The organism is Pseudoalteromonas sp. AS84 (assembly GCF_038900255.1).
Lineage (GTDB): Bacteria > Pseudomonadota > Gammaproteobacteria > Enterobacterales > Alteromonadaceae > Pseudoalteromonas.
This window is the reverse complement of the sequence record NZ_JBBMQY010000023.1, coordinates 19,530-35,280: the sequence shown is the minus strand read 5'-3', so window position 1 is coordinate 35,280 and position 15,751 is coordinate 19,530. Positions and strand designations below refer to the sequence as shown.

Here is a 15,751-nt window from a genome sequence, read left to right as displayed (position 1 = left end):
GGTCTTGGGTCGCTTATTGGACCATTTGAACGCAATAAATGTATGATTTATAATCATTAATGATGTGCGGGAATAAAAATTATATCTCTGGGAGTTTAACTGTGTATCTGTCGGTTTGGCAAAGTTGTTTATATGTATTGCAAGATGAGTTGCCTTCGCAGCAATTCAGTATGTGGGTAAGACCGCTACAAGCAGAAAGTACCGAAGATACCTTGACGATTTATGCACCTAATCGCTTTGTGCTTGATTGGGTGAGAGAAAAGTACCTAAATAGAATTAACGAATTACTAGTAGAAATTTGTGGTGTTGAAGCACCAAAACTACGTTTTGATGTAGGTAGTAAACCTTTATTAAATGCACAAGCTGCACCGGTTATAGAAACTCAATCAGCACCAAGTGCACACGCTTCAGCAAAACAACAGCCTCGCGAGCAAAAGCCAGTTGTTGAACCTGCACCTAAGTCAGGTTACAAATCTAACATTAAAGAAAATTATACTTTTGATAGCTTTGTTGAAGGTAAATCAAACCAATTAGCAAAAGCTGCGGCCACACAGGTTGCCGACAATCCTGGCTCTGCTTTTAACCCTGTATTTATATACGGTGGCACTGGTTTAGGTAAAACTCACTTATTACATGCAGTAGGTAACGGCATTATGGCAAATAAGCCAGATGCTAAAATTGTTTACATGCATTCAGAACGCTTTGTTCAAGACATGGTAAAGGCACTTCAAAATAATGCGATAGAAGAATTTAAGCGTTATTACCGTAGTGTTGATGCATTGATGATTGATGATATTCAATTTTTTGCTAACAAAGAGCGTTCACAAGAAGAGTTTTTTCATACCTTTAATGCATTGCTTGAAGGTAACCAACAAATTATTTTAACCTCTGACCGTTATCCTAAAGAGATTGAAGGCGTTGAAGACAGGCTAAAATCACGTTTTGGTTGGGGATTAACAATTGCGATTGAGCCACCAGAGCTTGAAACGCGTGTTGCTATTTTGATGAAAAAAGCCCAGCAAAGTAAGATTAACTTACCACACGAAGTTGCCTTTTTTATTGCAAAAAAATTACGCTCGAATGTACGTGAATTAGAAGGTGCACTTAACCGTGTAATCGCTAATGCGAACTTTACGGGTCGTCCAATTTCTATCGACTTTGTAAAAGAAGCGCTACGCGATTTACTTGCCTTGCAAGATAAACTGGTTACCATAGACAATATTCAGCGCACTGTTGCTGAGTACTATCGAATTCGTATATCTGATCTGTTATCTAAGCGCCGCAGCCGCTCTATAGCGAGGCCGCGCCAAGTAGCTATGGCATTATCTAAAGAATTAACTAATCACAGCTTACCTGAGATTGGTGACGCATTTGGTGGACGCGATCATACGACCGTATTACATGCATGTCGTAAGATAAAATCACTACGTGACGAAAGCCACGAAATTAAAGAAGATTACCAAAATTTAATAAGAACATTGTCATCTTAGGGCTGACTTTATTATGCAAATAACAATATCAAGACAACAATTTTTAAAGCCATTGGTGCAAGTGTCTGGCGCAATAGAGCGCAAGCACACGTTGCCAATTTTATCTAACGTATTGTTAGTGGTAGAAAACGGACAACTTTCAATGACGGGTACTGACCTTGAAATTGAACTAGTTTCTGGTGTATTTGTAGGTGATGATATTGCCGATACAAAACTAACGTTACCCGCTAAAAAGTTACTCGATATTTGTAAAAGTCTACCAGATGGTTCAGACATTACTTTAAGCTTGCAAGAGCATCAATTACTTTTAACTAGTGGTAAAAGCCGTTTTTCATTAACGACTTTGTCTGCTGATGATTTTCCTAATTTAGAAGAGTGGGACGGAGAGGTTGAGTTTCAACTAACTCGTTTAGAGCTTCGTAAGTTACTCGAAAGCACGCATTTTTCAATGGCAAATCAAGACGTACGTTATTACTTAAATGGTATGTCGTTTGAAGTAGATAATACCGATATAAAAACAGTGGCGACAGATGGTCACCGTTTGGCTATAGCGCAAAAGCAATTAACGCAATCGCTTAATACTCAACGCCAATTAATTATTCCTCGCAAAGGTGTGCAAGAAATTATGCGTCTTATGGTCGCTGACGACGAATTGGTAACAATTCAGTTTGGTGCCAACCATATTCGTATCATCGATCTTGAGTTTACATTTACAAGTAAACTAGTTGATGGGCGCTTTCCTGATTACCGTCGAGTATTACCACGCGGTGGGGATAAGGTAATTACAGCTAACCGTGAATGGTTACGAAATGCGTTTCAACGAGTGTCTATTTTATCTAATGAAAAGTTTCGTGGTGTACGCTTAAACTTATCAAACGGTTTATTAAAAATTACGGCTAACAACCCAGAGCAAGAACAAGCTGAAGAAGTTGTTGAAGTAAGTTACGAAGGTGCTGACCTAGAAATCGGATTTAACGTGTCTTACGTATTAGACGTACTAAACACACTAAAAACAGAAGACGTACTATTTACATTAGCTGACTCAAATAGCAGTGCATTAATTGAAGGTGCAGGCGATGAAGAAGCAATGTATGTTGTTATGCCTATGCGTTTATAAGATTATAAATACATAATGAGCTTAAGTCATTTGAGCCTCAAATATTTTCGTAATATTGAGGCACTGACGCTAGAACCAGTCAATGGCGTTAATATAATTTATGGTGAAAATGGCAGCGGAAAAACCAGCCTTTTAGAGGCTATTTATTACCTTTCTCACGGCAAATCTTTTCGTACTCCAAAACACAAAAGTATTATCGCGCATCAGCATGAGCAGTTTGTAATTCATGGGCGCAAAACAATTCACGACTTATCTATTCCTATTGGCATTAGCAAAACTCAAACGGGTGAAACTAATTTAAAAATCCAAGGAAAAGCGAGCCGTAAAATATCTGAACTAGCTCAACTCATGCCAGTGCAAATTATTACACCAGAGAGTTATTCCTTATTTTTTGGTGGGCCGAAAGAGCGTAGAAAGTTTTTAGATTTAGGTTTGTTCCACGTGGAACATGAGTTCTTTTTTTTGTGGCAATCGTTTAATAAAGTACTTAAACAGCGTAATGCATTGTTAAAAACTAAGCCAAAGAATTATTTTGACCAAATTAAGTTTTGGGACAAAGAATTTGTTAGACTGGCTGAAGAAATAAATAAATTAAGATTGGCGTATATAAGTAGGTTTAAGCAGCAGTTTTTTGATAAAATGTGTGCAGAATTAACGCTTGTATGTGATTTAGAAATGACCTTTAACGCAGGCTGGAAAGAGACCGAATCTCTTGCAGATGCGTTAGAGCAAAACTTTGAGCGAGATGCTCGCCAAGGGTTTACAAGTAAAGGCCCTCATAAGGCCGATTTTAGTTTTAGTGTCGCTGGCAACAGCGTGGAGAATACATTCTCACGCGGTCAATTGAAGCTATTATTGTATGCGTTAAAAGTTACGCAAAATAGCTTAATTGAGTCAGAGACAGATAAGCAATCTATATTGCTAATAGATGATCTACCTTCAGAGTTAGGCGAAGATACAAAAGAGAAAGTGGGACAATTACTTGCTCACTGCAGTTCTCAAATTTTTATCTCTTCAATTTTGTCTGAAAGTATTTCTGCTGTGGTGGAACCCATGCAACGAGAACTACAAATGTTCCACGTGAAACATGGCAACCTAATAACAAGATAAGTGGGATTAACCATGTCTGAGAATTATGACTCGTCGAGTATTAAAGTACTTAAAGGATTAGACGCAGTAAGAAAGCGTCCTGGAATGTATATTGGGGACACCGATGATGGCACAGGCTTACACCACATGGTGTTTGAGGTCGTTGATAACTCGATCGATGAAGCCTTAGCAGGTCATTGTGATGATATTTATGTAACGATTCACTTAGACGGTTCTGTCTCAGTACGAGATAACGGTCGTGGTATTCCAACTTCTATCCATGAAGAAGAAGGCGTATCAGCAGCCGAAGTTATTATGACGGTACTTCATGCCGGTGGTAAGTTTGATGATAACTCTTATAAAGTATCAGGTGGCTTACACGGTGTTGGTGTTTCTGTTGTAAATGCACTTTCAGAAAAGCTAAAACTTACAGTTCGCCGTGAAGGTAAACTTCATGAGCAGTTTTACACTATGGGCGTTCCAGATGCACCTCTAGCTGTTATTGGTGACTCTGAAACTACGGGCACTGAATTACGTTTTTGGCCAAGTGGTGAAACATTCACAAACTTAGATTTTCATTACGAAATTTTAGCTAAGCGTTTACGCGAGCTTTCATTCCTAAATTCAGGTGTGAGCATCATTTTAAATGATGAACGTGAAGAAAATAAATCTGATCACTTTAAATACGAAGGCGGTATTCAAGCTTTCGTTGAATACTTAAACCGTAATAAAACACCTATACATAAAGGTGTATTCCATTTTACTCACGAACGTGAAGAAGATGGTATTAGCGTTGAAGTATCAATGCAGTGGAATGATGCATACCAAGAAAACATTTACTGTTTCACAAATAATATTCCACAACGTGATGGTGGTACTCACTTAGCCGGTTTTAGATCAGCGCTAACACGTACACTTAATAACTACATGGAAAAAGAAGGCTTTAACAAAAAAGCTAAAACAACCAGTAATGCTACCGGTGATGATGCCCGTGAAGGCTTAACGGCTGTTGTTAGTGTAAAAGTTCCTGATCCTAAGTTCTCATCACAAACTAAAGACAAGCTAGTTTCAAGTGAAGTTAAGTCTGCAGTTGAACAAGCAATGGCTGAAAAATTCACTGAGTTTTTATTAGAAAACCCAACTGATGCTAAAATTGTTGTAGGTAAGATTATTGATGCCTCACGTGCTCGTGAAGCGGCGCGTAAAGCCCGTGAAATGACTCGTCGTAAAGGTGCAATGGACTTAGCTGGTTTACCAGGTAAGCTGGCTGATTGCCAAGAAAAAGATCCTGCCCAATCTGAACTATATATAGTGGAAGGGGACTCTGCTGGCGGATCAGCCAAGCAGGGACGTAACCGTAAAAACCAAGCTATTCTTCCACTTAAGGGTAAAATCTTAAACGTAGAAAAAGCACGTTTTGATAAAATGTTATCTTCACAAGAAGTAGCAACACTAATTACTGCATTAGGGTGTGGTATTGGTCGTGACGAATATAATCCTGAGAAATTACGCTATCACCGTATCATCATCATGACCGATGCGGACGTGGATGGTTCTCATATTCGTACGTTACTATTAACATTCTTCTATCGTCAAATGCCTGAAATTGTAGAACGCGGCTATATTTATATTGCTCAACCACCACTTTATAAAGTGAAAAAAGGTAAGCAAGAGCGTTATATTAAAGATGACCCTGCATTAGTTGAATACCTAACATCGCTAGCTCTTAATGGTGCTGCGTTGTATGCAAGTACAGATGCACCAGCTCTTGAAGGTGAAGCACTAGAAGAAATCGTTCACGATTATCAAAACACAGTTAAAGTAATTGAGCGTTTAAAACGTAAATACCCTAACACGGTAATGGAACGCTTAATCTATCAAACAGAGTTAAAAACGGATGACCTTTCTGACGAAGCGAAAGTAATTGCTTGGACAAAAGAGTTAGTTGATGACCTAGTTGAACGTGATGAAGATGCGACTATTTTCCATGCAGGTACAGAGCATGACACTGAGCGTAATATGTATTACCCGGTTGTGAATATTCGTCAGCACGGTGTTGATAAAGCGCACGTACTTCATTATGACTTTATTGCGTCACGTGACTACCAACGCATTGCTGTGACTGGTACTCATATCGCAAACATCCTTAGTGAAGGTGCATATATTCAACGTGGTGAGAAAACAAAACCTGTTGATAACTTTGTGGATGCTTTGGAATGGTTGATCACAGAATCTAAGCGTGGGATCTATATTCAACGCTATAAAGGACTAGGCGAAATGAACCCTAGCCAGCTGTGGGAAACAACAATGGATCCTAGTGCTCGTCGTATGTTGCAAGTAACTATTGAAGATGCTGTTGGCGCGGATCAATTATTTGCAACCTTAATGGGCGATCAAGTTGAGCCTCGTCGTGAGTTTATTGAAAATAACGCACTACGTGTAGTTAACCTAGACGTGTAAAAATATTACTTACATTGAAAAAGGAGCCTAATGGCTCCTTTTTATTTTCTACACAAACTGCTTAAAACCTGAGTGTACACACGGTATACTAAGGGTAATTTTCACGCTACTTCTTAGATAGTAAAAAGCCAAATATGCAAAAATATGACGTAAAAACCTTTCAAGGTTTGATCCTGGCTTTACAGGATTATTGGGCGCAGCAAGGCTGTGTCATTATTCAACCACTTGATATGGAAGTGGGCGCAGGGACATTTCACCCGCAAACATTTTTAAAGTCTATTGGTCCAGAGCCAATGGCAAGTGCATACGTGCAACCGTGTCGTCGTCCTACCGATGGTCGTTACGGTGAAAATCCAAATCGCTTACAACACTACTATCAATTCCAAGTTGTTTTAAAGCCATCGCCAGATAACATCCAAGAGCTTTACTTAGGCTCTTTAGCGGCTATGGGTATCGATACACTAACTCACGAAGTTCGCTTTGTAGAAGACAACTGGGAATCACCTACATTAGGTGCCTGGGGCTTAGGTTGGGAAATTTGGTTAAACGGCATGGAAGTAACGCAGTTTACCTACTTTCAACAAGTAGGCGGTATTGAGTGTTCACCTGTAACAGGTGAGATTACTTACGGCCTAGAGCGTTTAGCAATGTACATTCAAGGCGTAGATAGTATTTACGACCTAGTATGGGCAGACGGGCCGTTAGGGCGCGTAACCTACGGCGACGTATTCCATCAGAATGAAGTAGAGCAGTCTACTTACAATTTTGAACACGCAAACGTAGAAGACTTATTTGCTCAGTTTGATAAATGTGAAGCAGAGAGCCAAAAGTTAATTGAAGCAAACTTACCACTACCGGCTTACGAGCAAGTAATGAAAGCATCGCATGCCTTTAACTTATTAGACGCACGCCACGCTATTTCGGTAACAGAACGTCAACGTTATATTTTACGCGTTCGTGCGTTATCAAAAGCGTGTGCACAAAGTTACTATGACAAACGCGAAGCGCTTGGTTTCCCGCTGTGTAAGGATAAGTAAGTATGTCAGCACAAAATTTATTAGTAGAAATTGGCACCGAAGAGTTGCCACCAAAAGCACTGCGTAAATTAGCAGAAGCTTTTGCTGCAAACTTAACTGCAGAGCTAGAAACACTCGAATTAGCACACCAAGGCGTAAGCTGGTATGCATCGCCTCGTCGTTTAGGTTTACAAGTAAAAGCGCTTGAAGCTAAACAACAAGACAAAGAAGTTGAAAAACGTGGTCCAGCGACTAAAGCCGCATTTGACGGTGACGGTAACCCAACAAAAGCAGCAATGGGCTGGGCACGTGGTTGTGGTATTGAAGTAAAAGACGCACAAACACTCGAAACAGACAAAGGTGCATGGTTATTGCACATTGCTAAAGTAGCAGGGCAAGAAACTAAAACGCTAATGACAGGTGCAATTACTAAAGCGTTGGCTAAATTACCAATTCCTAAACCAATGCGTTGGGGCGCGAATAAAACACAATTTATTCGTCCTGTGCATACGGTAACTATTTTGTTTGGTGATGAGCTACTTGAAGGCGAGATCCTTGGTAAGAAAATAACTAATCAGCTTCAGGGTCATCGTTTTCATCACCCAGAAAAAATTAGCATAAACCATGCGGATGACGTTTTTGACGTACTTAAATCTGCTTACGTTATTGCCGATTACGAACAACGTAAAGCGCAAATTCGTACGCAAATAGAAGAGGCCGCAAAGGCAGTTAATGCTGTTGTTGCAATGGATGAAGATTTACTAGAAGAAGTAACATCACTTGTAGAGTGGCCAGTTACTTTAACGGCAACATTTGAAGAAGCATTTTTAGATGTACCAGCCGAAGCGTTAATCTATACCATGAAAGACGATCAAAAATATTTCCCGTTATTAGATCAAAACGGAAAACTTTTAAATAAGTTTTTGTTTGTATCTAACATAGAAAGTAAAGATCCAAGAGTAGTTATTTCTGGTAACGAAAAAGTAGTGCGCCCGCGTTTAGCAGATGCACAGTTCTTCTTTGAAACAGATAAAAAGAAAACACTAGAAAGCCGATTAGAATCGCTTGATAGCGTATTGTTCCAAAAACAACTTGGTACGCTTAAAGATAAGTCTCAGCGTATTAGTGAGCTTGCAGGTTATATTGCTGAGCAATTAGGTGCTGATAAAGTGCTAGCACAGCGTGCAGGCTTATTAAGTAAAACTGACTTAATGACTGAAATGGTAATGGAATTTACCGACGTACAAGGTGTAATGGGAATGCATTACGCTCGCCACGACGGTGAAGCCGAAGATGTAGCCATAGCACAAAACGAGCAGTACATGCCACGCTTTGCAGGCGACAACTTACCTACAAACTTAATTAGCTGCGCAGTAGCGATTGCTGATAAGTTTGACACGCTGGTGGGTATTTTTGGTATAGGCCAAGCACCTAAAGGTGACAAAGACCCATTTGCGCTTCGTCGTGCTGCTATTGGTGCACTTCGCATTATGGTAGAAAAAGAACTACCACTTGATATTTTAGACCTAGTAGCTAAATCGCAAACATTATTTGGCGACAAGTTAACTAACTTAAATGTATCAGCTGATGTATTTGAATTTATGCTAGGGCGCTTCCGTGCTTGGTATCAAGACGAAGGGATTGAAGTAGACGTAATTCAAGCTGTGCTTGCACGTCGTCCGACTAAACCTGTTGATTTTGATCGCCGTGTTAAGGCTGTGAGTCACTTCCGCACATTAGACGCAGCAGAAGCGCTTGCAGCAGCTAATAAGCGTGTAGGTAATATTCTGGCTAAAAACGACATTACCAGCCAAGGTAGTGTTGATGAGAGCTTATTAAGCGACGATGCTGAAAAAGTATTGGCATCACAAGTAGCAAAATTTGCCACTGACCTTGCACCACTTTATGCAGACGGTAACTACCAAGAAGCATTAAGCCAATTGGCCGGTATTCGACAAAGTGTTGATAACTTTTTTGACAACGTAATGGTTATGGCCGACGATGAAGCAGTTAAGCAAAATCGTCTTGCGCTATTAAGCCAGTTAAGCGGATTGTTTTTAGGTATTGCAGATATTTCTGTTTTACAAAAATAACACCGATTAGCAATTTTAAAAGCCAGCGTTTTGCTGGCTTTTTAGTTTTCACTGTATGCAAAGGAAAACCCCATTGATGATTTCTATGAAACGAATTTTAACCTTAGCAATTGCTGGTTTACTTACTGCCTGTACAAGCCAAATTTCGATTAACGATGTATTGCCACAGCAAGAGCTTGATCGCACAATTTACTTACGTGGCGACTTTACACTGTGGGATGCAGAGCCCCAGTATCAGTTTGCGCCAGTTGGACCAGCGCTTTATCAAGCACAAGTGAAATTTTCGACGCCTGGTAAAGTGTACGAATTTAAAATAGCAGATGCCGATTTTAGCGAAGGTTATAACTGTGGTTATAGCGACGCACAACCAGCAGGGCAAAGCTTAACACTCGGCCAGCCAGCTATCGCAGACTGTAATACTATTTATAACTACTTTAGTTTCACACCAGCAATAAAAGGCACGTACATAGTAAGCATTGATTACAGCGACTACGACAGGCCACAAGTGACGATAACTAAGAAGTAACAGCTATAAATGGAAAGTTATCAGCAGATTGAATTTAGAAACACGTTAGATAAGAGTTAGTACAAATTCCTGATAGTTGATAGAGGTTACAACCCTTTCTTGACGACATATCTATATGGTGTTTCGTCCGCATCTTTAGCTACCAGAGTGTGGTCCATAAACGTACAAAAACTTGGAATATCTCGGGTAGTTGATGGATCATCAGCGGTTACTAATAGCGTCTCACCATCGCTCATTTTACGGATGGCAGCACGTACCATCATCACAGGTTCTGGGCAACGAAGGCCTATGGCATTTAATTGATGATCGGTGTTATCAAAGCTCATGGTTAGCTTATTAGTTAGAGTAAGGAATAATATGGCGTCTATTCTAGCTTTGATATATAAATAAATAAAGCTGTACCAGAATTGTTCCTAATATAAACTTTGCTTAATCTACTAAGAGCAGTGTAGATAATTTAGAAAAGAATTGAGATTTATGTTCCAGATTACTGATGAAGAGGACTTACAGGCACTTTCTGAGTCTGAAGAGTTAGAGTTTAAATTAGCTCAGGGTAAAGATGGTAAAGGAAAATTACCAGATGACTTTTGGCCGACTTATAGTGCAATGGCTAATAGTCGCGGTGGTTATGTTGTATTAGGGGTAAGAGAGAGAAAAGGCTTATTGTCCATCGCTGGTATCCAAGATATAGCTCTTGTTCAAAAACAGTTATTTGATATTGCAAATAATAAAGCGAAAGTTAATATTAATTTATTATCAAATGATGATACCCAGCAAATTACAATAAATAATAAAAATTTATTAATTGTAAAAATACCCTCGGCAAAACGAGAGAGTAAGCCTATTTTCTTGAATAATCAGCCAATGAAAGAAACTTATGTTCGATTACACGAAGGTGATCATCGTTGTGATGAAGAGCAAGTTAAAAGAATGATGGCTGAACAGGTTGAGAGTTGTAGAGATGATAAAATTTTAAAAGGGTTTAACTTCGATGATATAGATTTAGATAGCTTGAAGGCTTATAAAAATTTATTTTCAGTAGCCAAGCCGCAACATACTTGGTTGGAGTTAGATCTTTTTGAAATGTTTAAGAAGTTAGGTGGTTGGAGAAAAGATAGATCGTCAGAAGAGGAAGGTATAACCCTGGCTGGGATTTTAATGTTTGGTACGTGGGAGGCTATTCAGGAAGCGATGCCAAACTACTTTGTTGATTACCGTGAGCGAGATGAAGCAAATACAGAGCGCTGGATAGATAGGCTTTATCCTGATGGCTCTTGGTCAGGCAATATTTTTGACTTTTACAGGCGAACTTATAGAAAGCTAACTACTGAACTTAAAGTTCCATTCGACCTTCAAGGTTGAGTTCGTCTTGATGATTCTAAAGCGCATGAAGCAATTCGGGAAGCCTTGGTAAATACACTTGTTCATGCCGATTATACTGGTAGAAGCTCTATTTTAATTGTTAAACGCCCCGATTTATTTGGTTTTCGTAATCCAGGTCTAATGCGTGTGCCTCCTGAGTTAGCTGTGAAAGGTGGTGAGAGTGACTGCCGAAATCGTAGGATGCATCAAATGTTCTTAATGATAGGTGCAGGTGAACGTGCCGGTTCAGGTGTTCCAAAAATATATAGTGGGTGGAAATGGGCTAATTGGAGAACACCAAAACTTTATGAGAAGCATATTCCATCAGAACAAACTCTGCTGGAACTGTCTACGGTCAGTTTGATTCCAAAAGAAATAACAGAGCTCTTAGCTTCTTTGTTTGGAGATGCATTTTATTCTCTTAATGAATTAGAGCAAATGATTGTAACAACAGCTGCTATTGAAGGTTGGGTGAACCATGAACGCTCCTGTCAACTCACAAGCAAACATTCAAGAGATGTAACTTTAGCATTACCACGATTGGTAGATAAAGGTTTCTTAGTTTCAAGTGGAGAAAAGAAAGATAAATCCTATAGCTTACCGGGAATGGAGCTACCATCACCAGAAGATGTATTCACAAATACGTTAACCCAGTTTAATAGGTTAACGCATAACGTAGATAACTTAACGCATACCGTAGATAACTTAACGCATAAGGGTTCCGAATTAGATAAGAGCCCTGTTAAGAGAGATGAAAAAGGAAGGTTTATCAGTGAGATGATAGATAAGCCATTTGTTGATAAGTTAGATACTTTAACTGAGTTTTATAGGGCTGAGCTTAACGCATTAGGGGCTACAGCTAGAGAGCAGAGGCGTTTAGATGTCGATACTATGAAGCAGATAATATGTAGGTTATGTAAAGGGCATTATATATCAGTCTCAGTATTAGAAGCTTTACTTGATCGCAAACCTCAAAGTTTAAGACAGAACTATTTAAAACCTATGGTTTCAGATGGAGTTCTCAATATGGCATTTCCATATAAGCCTAACTCTCCAATGCAGGGATATACAACAAGCTAGCTAATAAAAAAGGCGAACTGAATAAAATCAGTTCGCCTTTTTAATCACCAAGATGGTTTTACATGTTTAAACTAATTAGTCTTGAACACGTTCAAATACAGTTGCAATGCCTTGGCCTAAACCAATACACATAGTTGCTAAACCGTATCGTACATTTTTGTCTTCCATTAAGTGAATAAGCGATGTGCTAATACGCGAACCCGAACAACCCAGTGGGTGACCAAGTGCGATTGCGCCGCCATTTAAATTCACTTTTTCGTCAACAACATCCATTAACCCTAAATCTTTCATTACAGGTAATGATTGTGCTGCAAAGGCTTCGTTAAGTTCTACTACGCCTAGGTCATCAATTGTAATACCGGCTTGTGCAAGTGCTTTTTTACTTGCTGGTACTGGGCCGTAACCCATAATTGATGGATCGCAACCAGCGACTGCCATTGCTTTAATACGCGCACGAATTGGTAAACCAAGTTCTTTAGCTTTTTCTTCGCTCATTACTAACATTGCAGATGCGCCGTCAGAAAGTGCAGAAGAAGTACCGGCTGTTACCGTACCCGATGTAGGATTAAATACAGGGCGAAGCTTTGATAGACCTTCTACTGTTGTTTCTGGGCGAATTACTTCGTCGTCTTCAACTAAGATAAGCGAACCATCTGCATCGTGACCTTCCATTGCTAAAATTTCGCGACGGAAACGGCCTTCAACTGTGGCAGCTTGTGCACGTTGATGTGAACGATAAGCAAATTCATCTTGCTGCTCACGGCTAATGCCATGAAGCGTTGCAAGGTATTCTGCTGTTAAGCCCATAGAGCCAGACGCTTGTGCAATTGATGTTGCTAAGCCTGGATGAAAGTCGTTGCCGTGAGTCATAGGTACGTGACCCATGTGCTCAACACCACCAATTAGGTAAGTGTCGCCAGCGCCTGTCATTATTGCGCGTGCTGCGTCATGCAATGCTTGCATAGAAGAGCCACATAAACGGTTAACCGTTACAGCAGGTACGCTGTGTGGGATACCGGCAAGTAATGCTGCGTTACGTGCTACGTTAAAGCCTTGCTCTAATGTTTGCTGTACACAACCCCAATAAATATCGTCAATTGATGCTGGATCAACTGCTGGGTTGCGATCAAGTAAGCCTTTCATTAAATGTGCGCTTAAGTCTTCAGCACGTTTATGTTTGAATACACCACTTTTAGAGCGACCCATTGGTGTGCGGATACAATCTACAATTACTGGATTATTCATGATATTAACCTTCCACCTTATAGAAAACACGACCTTCTTCGGCCCACTTGCGAGTTTGTTCAGATACTTGGTAAATCGCACCTAGGTGAGCGTATTTGTCTGCTGCTGCAACAAAGTTAGCTAAACCAGTTTGATCTAAGTAACGGAACGCGCCGCCTCTAAATGGAGGGAAACCAACACCGTAAACTAATGCCATATCTGCTTCTTGCGGCGAGGCAACAATGCCTTCTTGCAAGCAAAGTAGTACTTCGTTGATCATTGGAATCATACAACGGTCGATGATTTCTTGTTTATCAAATTCTTTTGGTGCGTCTGTAATTGGGCTTAGTAGCTCAATTGCTGTCTCGTCATGAGACTTTTTAAGACGACCGCGACGATCTGTTTCGTATTTATAAAAACCGGCTTTGTTCTTTTGACCAAAACGTTTTTCGTTAGCAAAAATAGTTACAGGGTCTTTATCCGCACGAGCCATACGCTCAGGGAAACCGTCAGCCATTACGCCAGTACAATGGAATGCTGTATCAATACCTACAACATCAAGTAAGTAAGCCGGACCCATAGGCCAGCCAAATACGTTTTCCATTACTTTATCTACTTTTGCAAAGTTAGCGCCTTCAACCACTAACTTGCTAAAACCTGCAAAGTAAGGGAATAAAACACGGTTTACAAAAAAGCCTGGGCAATCGTTAACAACAATTGGCGATTTACCTAATTTAAGCGCGTAATCAACTACTGCATTAATAGTTTTATCTGATGTTTTTGCACCACGGATAATTTCTACTAATGGCATTTTTGGCACTGGATTGAAAAAGTGCATACCACAGAAGTTTTCTGGCTTATCTAGCGCTTGTGCTAGTAAATCAATACAAATAGTTGATGTGTTTGAAGTAAGTACAGTGCCTTCTGGCATGTTCTTTTCAAGATCCGCTAGTACTGCTTGCTTAACTTTAGGGTTTTCTACAACGGCTTCAACAATAATGTTGGCACTTTGTAGATCTGACTCGTTAAGTGTTGGCTTAATTTTGCTAAGAGTTGCCAACATTTTTTCCATTGGCATATGGCCACGCTTAACTTTTGCACCTAATAGCTTAGACGCTTCACCCATACCTAAATCAAGTGCATCTTGTTGGATGTCTTTCATTATAATAGGCGTGCCTTTATAAGCAGACTGGTATGCAATACCGCCTCCCATAATACCAGCACCTAATACAGCGGCTTGCTTAATTTCTACATCGCTGTGCTTAGCAAATTTACGTGCCTTACCTTTAATGTATTGGTCAGCTAGGAAAATACCTGTTTGTGCAGCTGCTTCTGGTGTACGTGCTAATTTAGCAAAGTTAGCGTTTTCGATTGCCATTGCTTCATCGCGAGTACAGTTTGCCGCTGCTTTAATAGTACGTACAGCCATAACCGGTGCAGGATAGTGGCCTTTGGTTTTACCCATTACCATACCTTCTGCCATAGCAAAGCTCATGCCTTGCTCAACACGGTTTAATTTAAGTGGTTGTAGTTTTACGTTGCGTTTTGCTTGCCAATCTAACTTGCCAGAAATCGCTAGCTCAAGTGTTGATACACTTGATTCTAAAAGTTTGTCAGCACTAACTACCGCGTCAAACGCACCTACTTTAAGGGCATCTGCTGCGCGATTTTCGGCGCCTGAGGTAATCCACATCATTGCGTTATCGGCGCCAATGATACGTGGTAAGCGCACTGTGCCACCAAACCCTGGCATTATACCAAGTTTAACTTCTGGTAGGCCCATTTTAGCTGTTTCGCTTGCCACACGATAATCGGTAGCAAGTGCCCACTCACAACCACCGCCAAGTGCCATACCGTTTATAGCGCTTAGAGTGGGAAATGGTAAATCTTCGATCGCATCAAAAACGTCGGTTGCGTTTTTGATCCACACTACTAATTCTTCTTCAGGTTTAGTAAAAGTAGGTAAAAATTCGAAGATATCGGCACCAATAATAAAGTGTTCTTTATCACTGGTAAAAATCATGCCTTTAATATCAGTATTGGCGGCTAATTCTTTTAATGCTGCTGCGCAATCTGAAAGAGTTTTTTGAGATAGTGTGTTTACAGAACCTGCAACACAAAACTTAAACTCGGCGATGCTTTCCTTTAGGAAGCTAACTTCAAAGGAATCGCTTTTATATAACATTATTATTCTCCCTAGTTGACGAACTAAGACTGGTACGATGAGTTTGCATTTCAATCAGTGTGCTTGCTTTAAATTAAAAATGCAACGAAAAATTTAACTCGGTTACAAT

12 protein-coding genes are annotated in these 15,751 nt (G+C 40.0%); 9 read left to right on the top strand and 3 right to left on the bottom strand.

The features are described from left to right. The first annotated feature begins 101 nt into the window (after positions 1–101). The 7 genes from dnaA to WNY79_RS17950 all read left to right on the top strand — a co-directional run bounded on the left by dnaA (position 102) and on the right by WNY79_RS17950 (position 9,791). A complete protein-coding gene (gene dnaA, locus WNY79_RS17980) occupies positions 102–1,490 on the top strand; it encodes a chromosomal replication initiator protein DnaA (RefSeq protein ID WP_010555148.1) in 1,389 nt (462 codons plus the stop codon). Positions 1,491–1,503: 13 nt separating this feature from the next. After that, positions 1,504–2,607 carry a DNA polymerase III subunit beta gene (gene dnaN, locus WNY79_RS17975; RefSeq protein WP_024599960.1) on the top strand — a complete coding sequence of 368 codons (1,104 nt, stop codon included), beginning with the start codon at positions 1,504–1,506 and terminating at the stop codon, positions 2,605–2,607. Positions 2,608–2,622: 15 nt separating this feature from the next. Further along, positions 2,623–3,717 carry a DNA replication/repair protein RecF gene (recF, locus tag WNY79_RS17970; RefSeq protein ID WP_342876531.1) on the top strand — a complete coding sequence of 365 codons (1,095 nt, stop codon included), beginning with the start codon at positions 2,623–2,625 and terminating at the stop codon, positions 3,715–3,717. 12 nt (positions 3,718–3,729) lie between these two features. Next, positions 3,730–6,156 carry a DNA topoisomerase (ATP-hydrolyzing) subunit B gene (gyrB, locus tag WNY79_RS17965; protein WP_024599958.1) on the top strand — a complete coding sequence of 809 codons (2,427 nt, stop codon included), beginning with the start codon at positions 3,730–3,732 and terminating at the stop codon, positions 6,154–6,156. Between the two features lie 134 nt (positions 6,157–6,290). Continuing rightward, on the top strand, positions 6,291–7,193 hold the full coding sequence (gene glyQ / locus WNY79_RS17960) for a glycine--tRNA ligase subunit alpha (RefSeq protein ID WP_007584197.1): 903 nt from the start codon (positions 6,291–6,293) through the stop codon (positions 7,191–7,193). A 2-nt stretch (positions 7,194–7,195) separates the two neighbouring features. Further along, positions 7,196–9,265: a glycine--tRNA ligase subunit beta gene (gene glyS / locus WNY79_RS17955; protein ID WP_342876530.1), complete on the top strand. Its 2,070-nt coding sequence runs from the start codon at positions 7,196–7,198 to the stop codon at positions 9,263–9,265. 76 nt (positions 9,266–9,341) lie between these two features. After that, entirely contained in the window at positions 9,342–9,791 is a 450-nt protein-coding gene (locus WNY79_RS17950; RefSeq protein WP_024591280.1) for a hypothetical protein, read from the top strand. An 86-nt stretch (positions 9,792–9,877) separates the two neighbouring features. Here the strand turns inward: WNY79_RS17950 and tusA are convergent, their stop codons facing one another. Beyond that, complete coding sequence (tusA, locus tag WNY79_RS17945; RefSeq protein WP_024591281.1) at positions 9,878–10,117, bottom strand: sulfurtransferase TusA; 240 nt, start codon at positions 10,115–10,117, stop codon at positions 9,878–9,880. A gap of 151 nt (positions 10,118–10,268) precedes the next feature. Between tusA and WNY79_RS17940 the strand changes: the two genes are divergently transcribed. Continuing rightward, on the top strand, positions 10,269–11,153 hold the full coding sequence (locus tag WNY79_RS17940; protein WP_342876529.1) for an RNA-binding domain-containing protein: 885 nt from the start codon (positions 10,269–10,271) through the stop codon (positions 11,151–11,153). Between the two features lie 45 nt (positions 11,154–11,198). Next, on the top strand, positions 11,199–12,233 hold the full coding sequence (locus tag WNY79_RS17935) for a Fic family protein (RefSeq protein ID WP_342876528.1): 1,035 nt from the start codon (positions 11,199–11,201) through the stop codon (positions 12,231–12,233). A gap of 75 nt (positions 12,234–12,308) precedes the next feature. On the opposite strand, the gene fadA is transcribed toward WNY79_RS17935, so the two are convergent. After that, complete coding sequence (fadA, locus tag WNY79_RS17930; RefSeq protein WP_342876527.1) at positions 12,309–13,478, bottom strand: acetyl-CoA C-acyltransferase FadA; 1,170 nt, start codon at positions 13,476–13,478, stop codon at positions 12,309–12,311. Between the two features lie 4 nt (positions 13,479–13,482). Then, complete coding sequence (gene fadB / locus WNY79_RS17925; RefSeq protein ID WP_024599953.1) at positions 13,483–15,642, bottom strand: fatty acid oxidation complex subunit alpha FadB; 2,160 nt, start codon at positions 15,640–15,642, stop codon at positions 13,483–13,485. Positions 15,643–15,751: the final 109 nt, after the last annotated feature.

What these genes read in the sequence shown, in the direction of transcription:
- dnaN (WP_024599960.1), top strand. Translation starts at nt 1,504, where the DNA reads ATGCAAATAACAATATCAAGACAACAATTTTTAAAGCCATTGGTGCAA.
- recF (WP_342876531.1), top strand. Translation starts at nt 2,623, where the DNA reads ATGAGCTTAAGTCATTTGAGCCTCAAATATTTTCGTAATATTGAGGCA.
- gyrB (WP_024599958.1), top strand. Translation starts at nt 3,730, where the DNA reads ATGTCTGAGAATTATGACTCGTCGAGTATTAAAGTACTTAAAGGATTA.
- glyQ (WP_007584197.1), top strand. Translation starts at nt 6,291, where the DNA reads ATGCAAAAATATGACGTAAAAACCTTTCAAGGTTTGATCCTGGCTTTA.
- glyS (WP_342876530.1), top strand. Translation starts at nt 7,196, where the DNA reads ATGTCAGCACAAAATTTATTAGTAGAAATTGGCACCGAAGAGTTGCCA.
- WNY79_RS17950 (WP_024591280.1), top strand. Translation starts at nt 9,342, where the DNA reads ATGATTTCTATGAAACGAATTTTAACCTTAGCAATTGCTGGTTTACTT.
- tusA (WP_024591281.1), bottom strand. Translation starts at nt 10,117, where the DNA reads ATGAGCTTTGATAACACCGATCATCAATTAAATGCCATAGGCCTTCGT.
- WNY79_RS17940 (WP_342876529.1), top strand. Translation starts at nt 10,269, where the DNA reads ATGTTCCAGATTACTGATGAAGAGGACTTACAGGCACTTTCTGAGTCT.
- fadA (WP_342876527.1), bottom strand. Translation starts at nt 13,478, where the DNA reads ATGAATAATCCAGTAATTGTAGATTGTATCCGCACACCAATGGGTCGC.
- fadB (WP_024599953.1), bottom strand. Translation starts at nt 15,642, where the DNA reads ATGTTATATAAAAGCGATTCCTTTGAAGTTAGCTTCCTAAAGGAAAGC.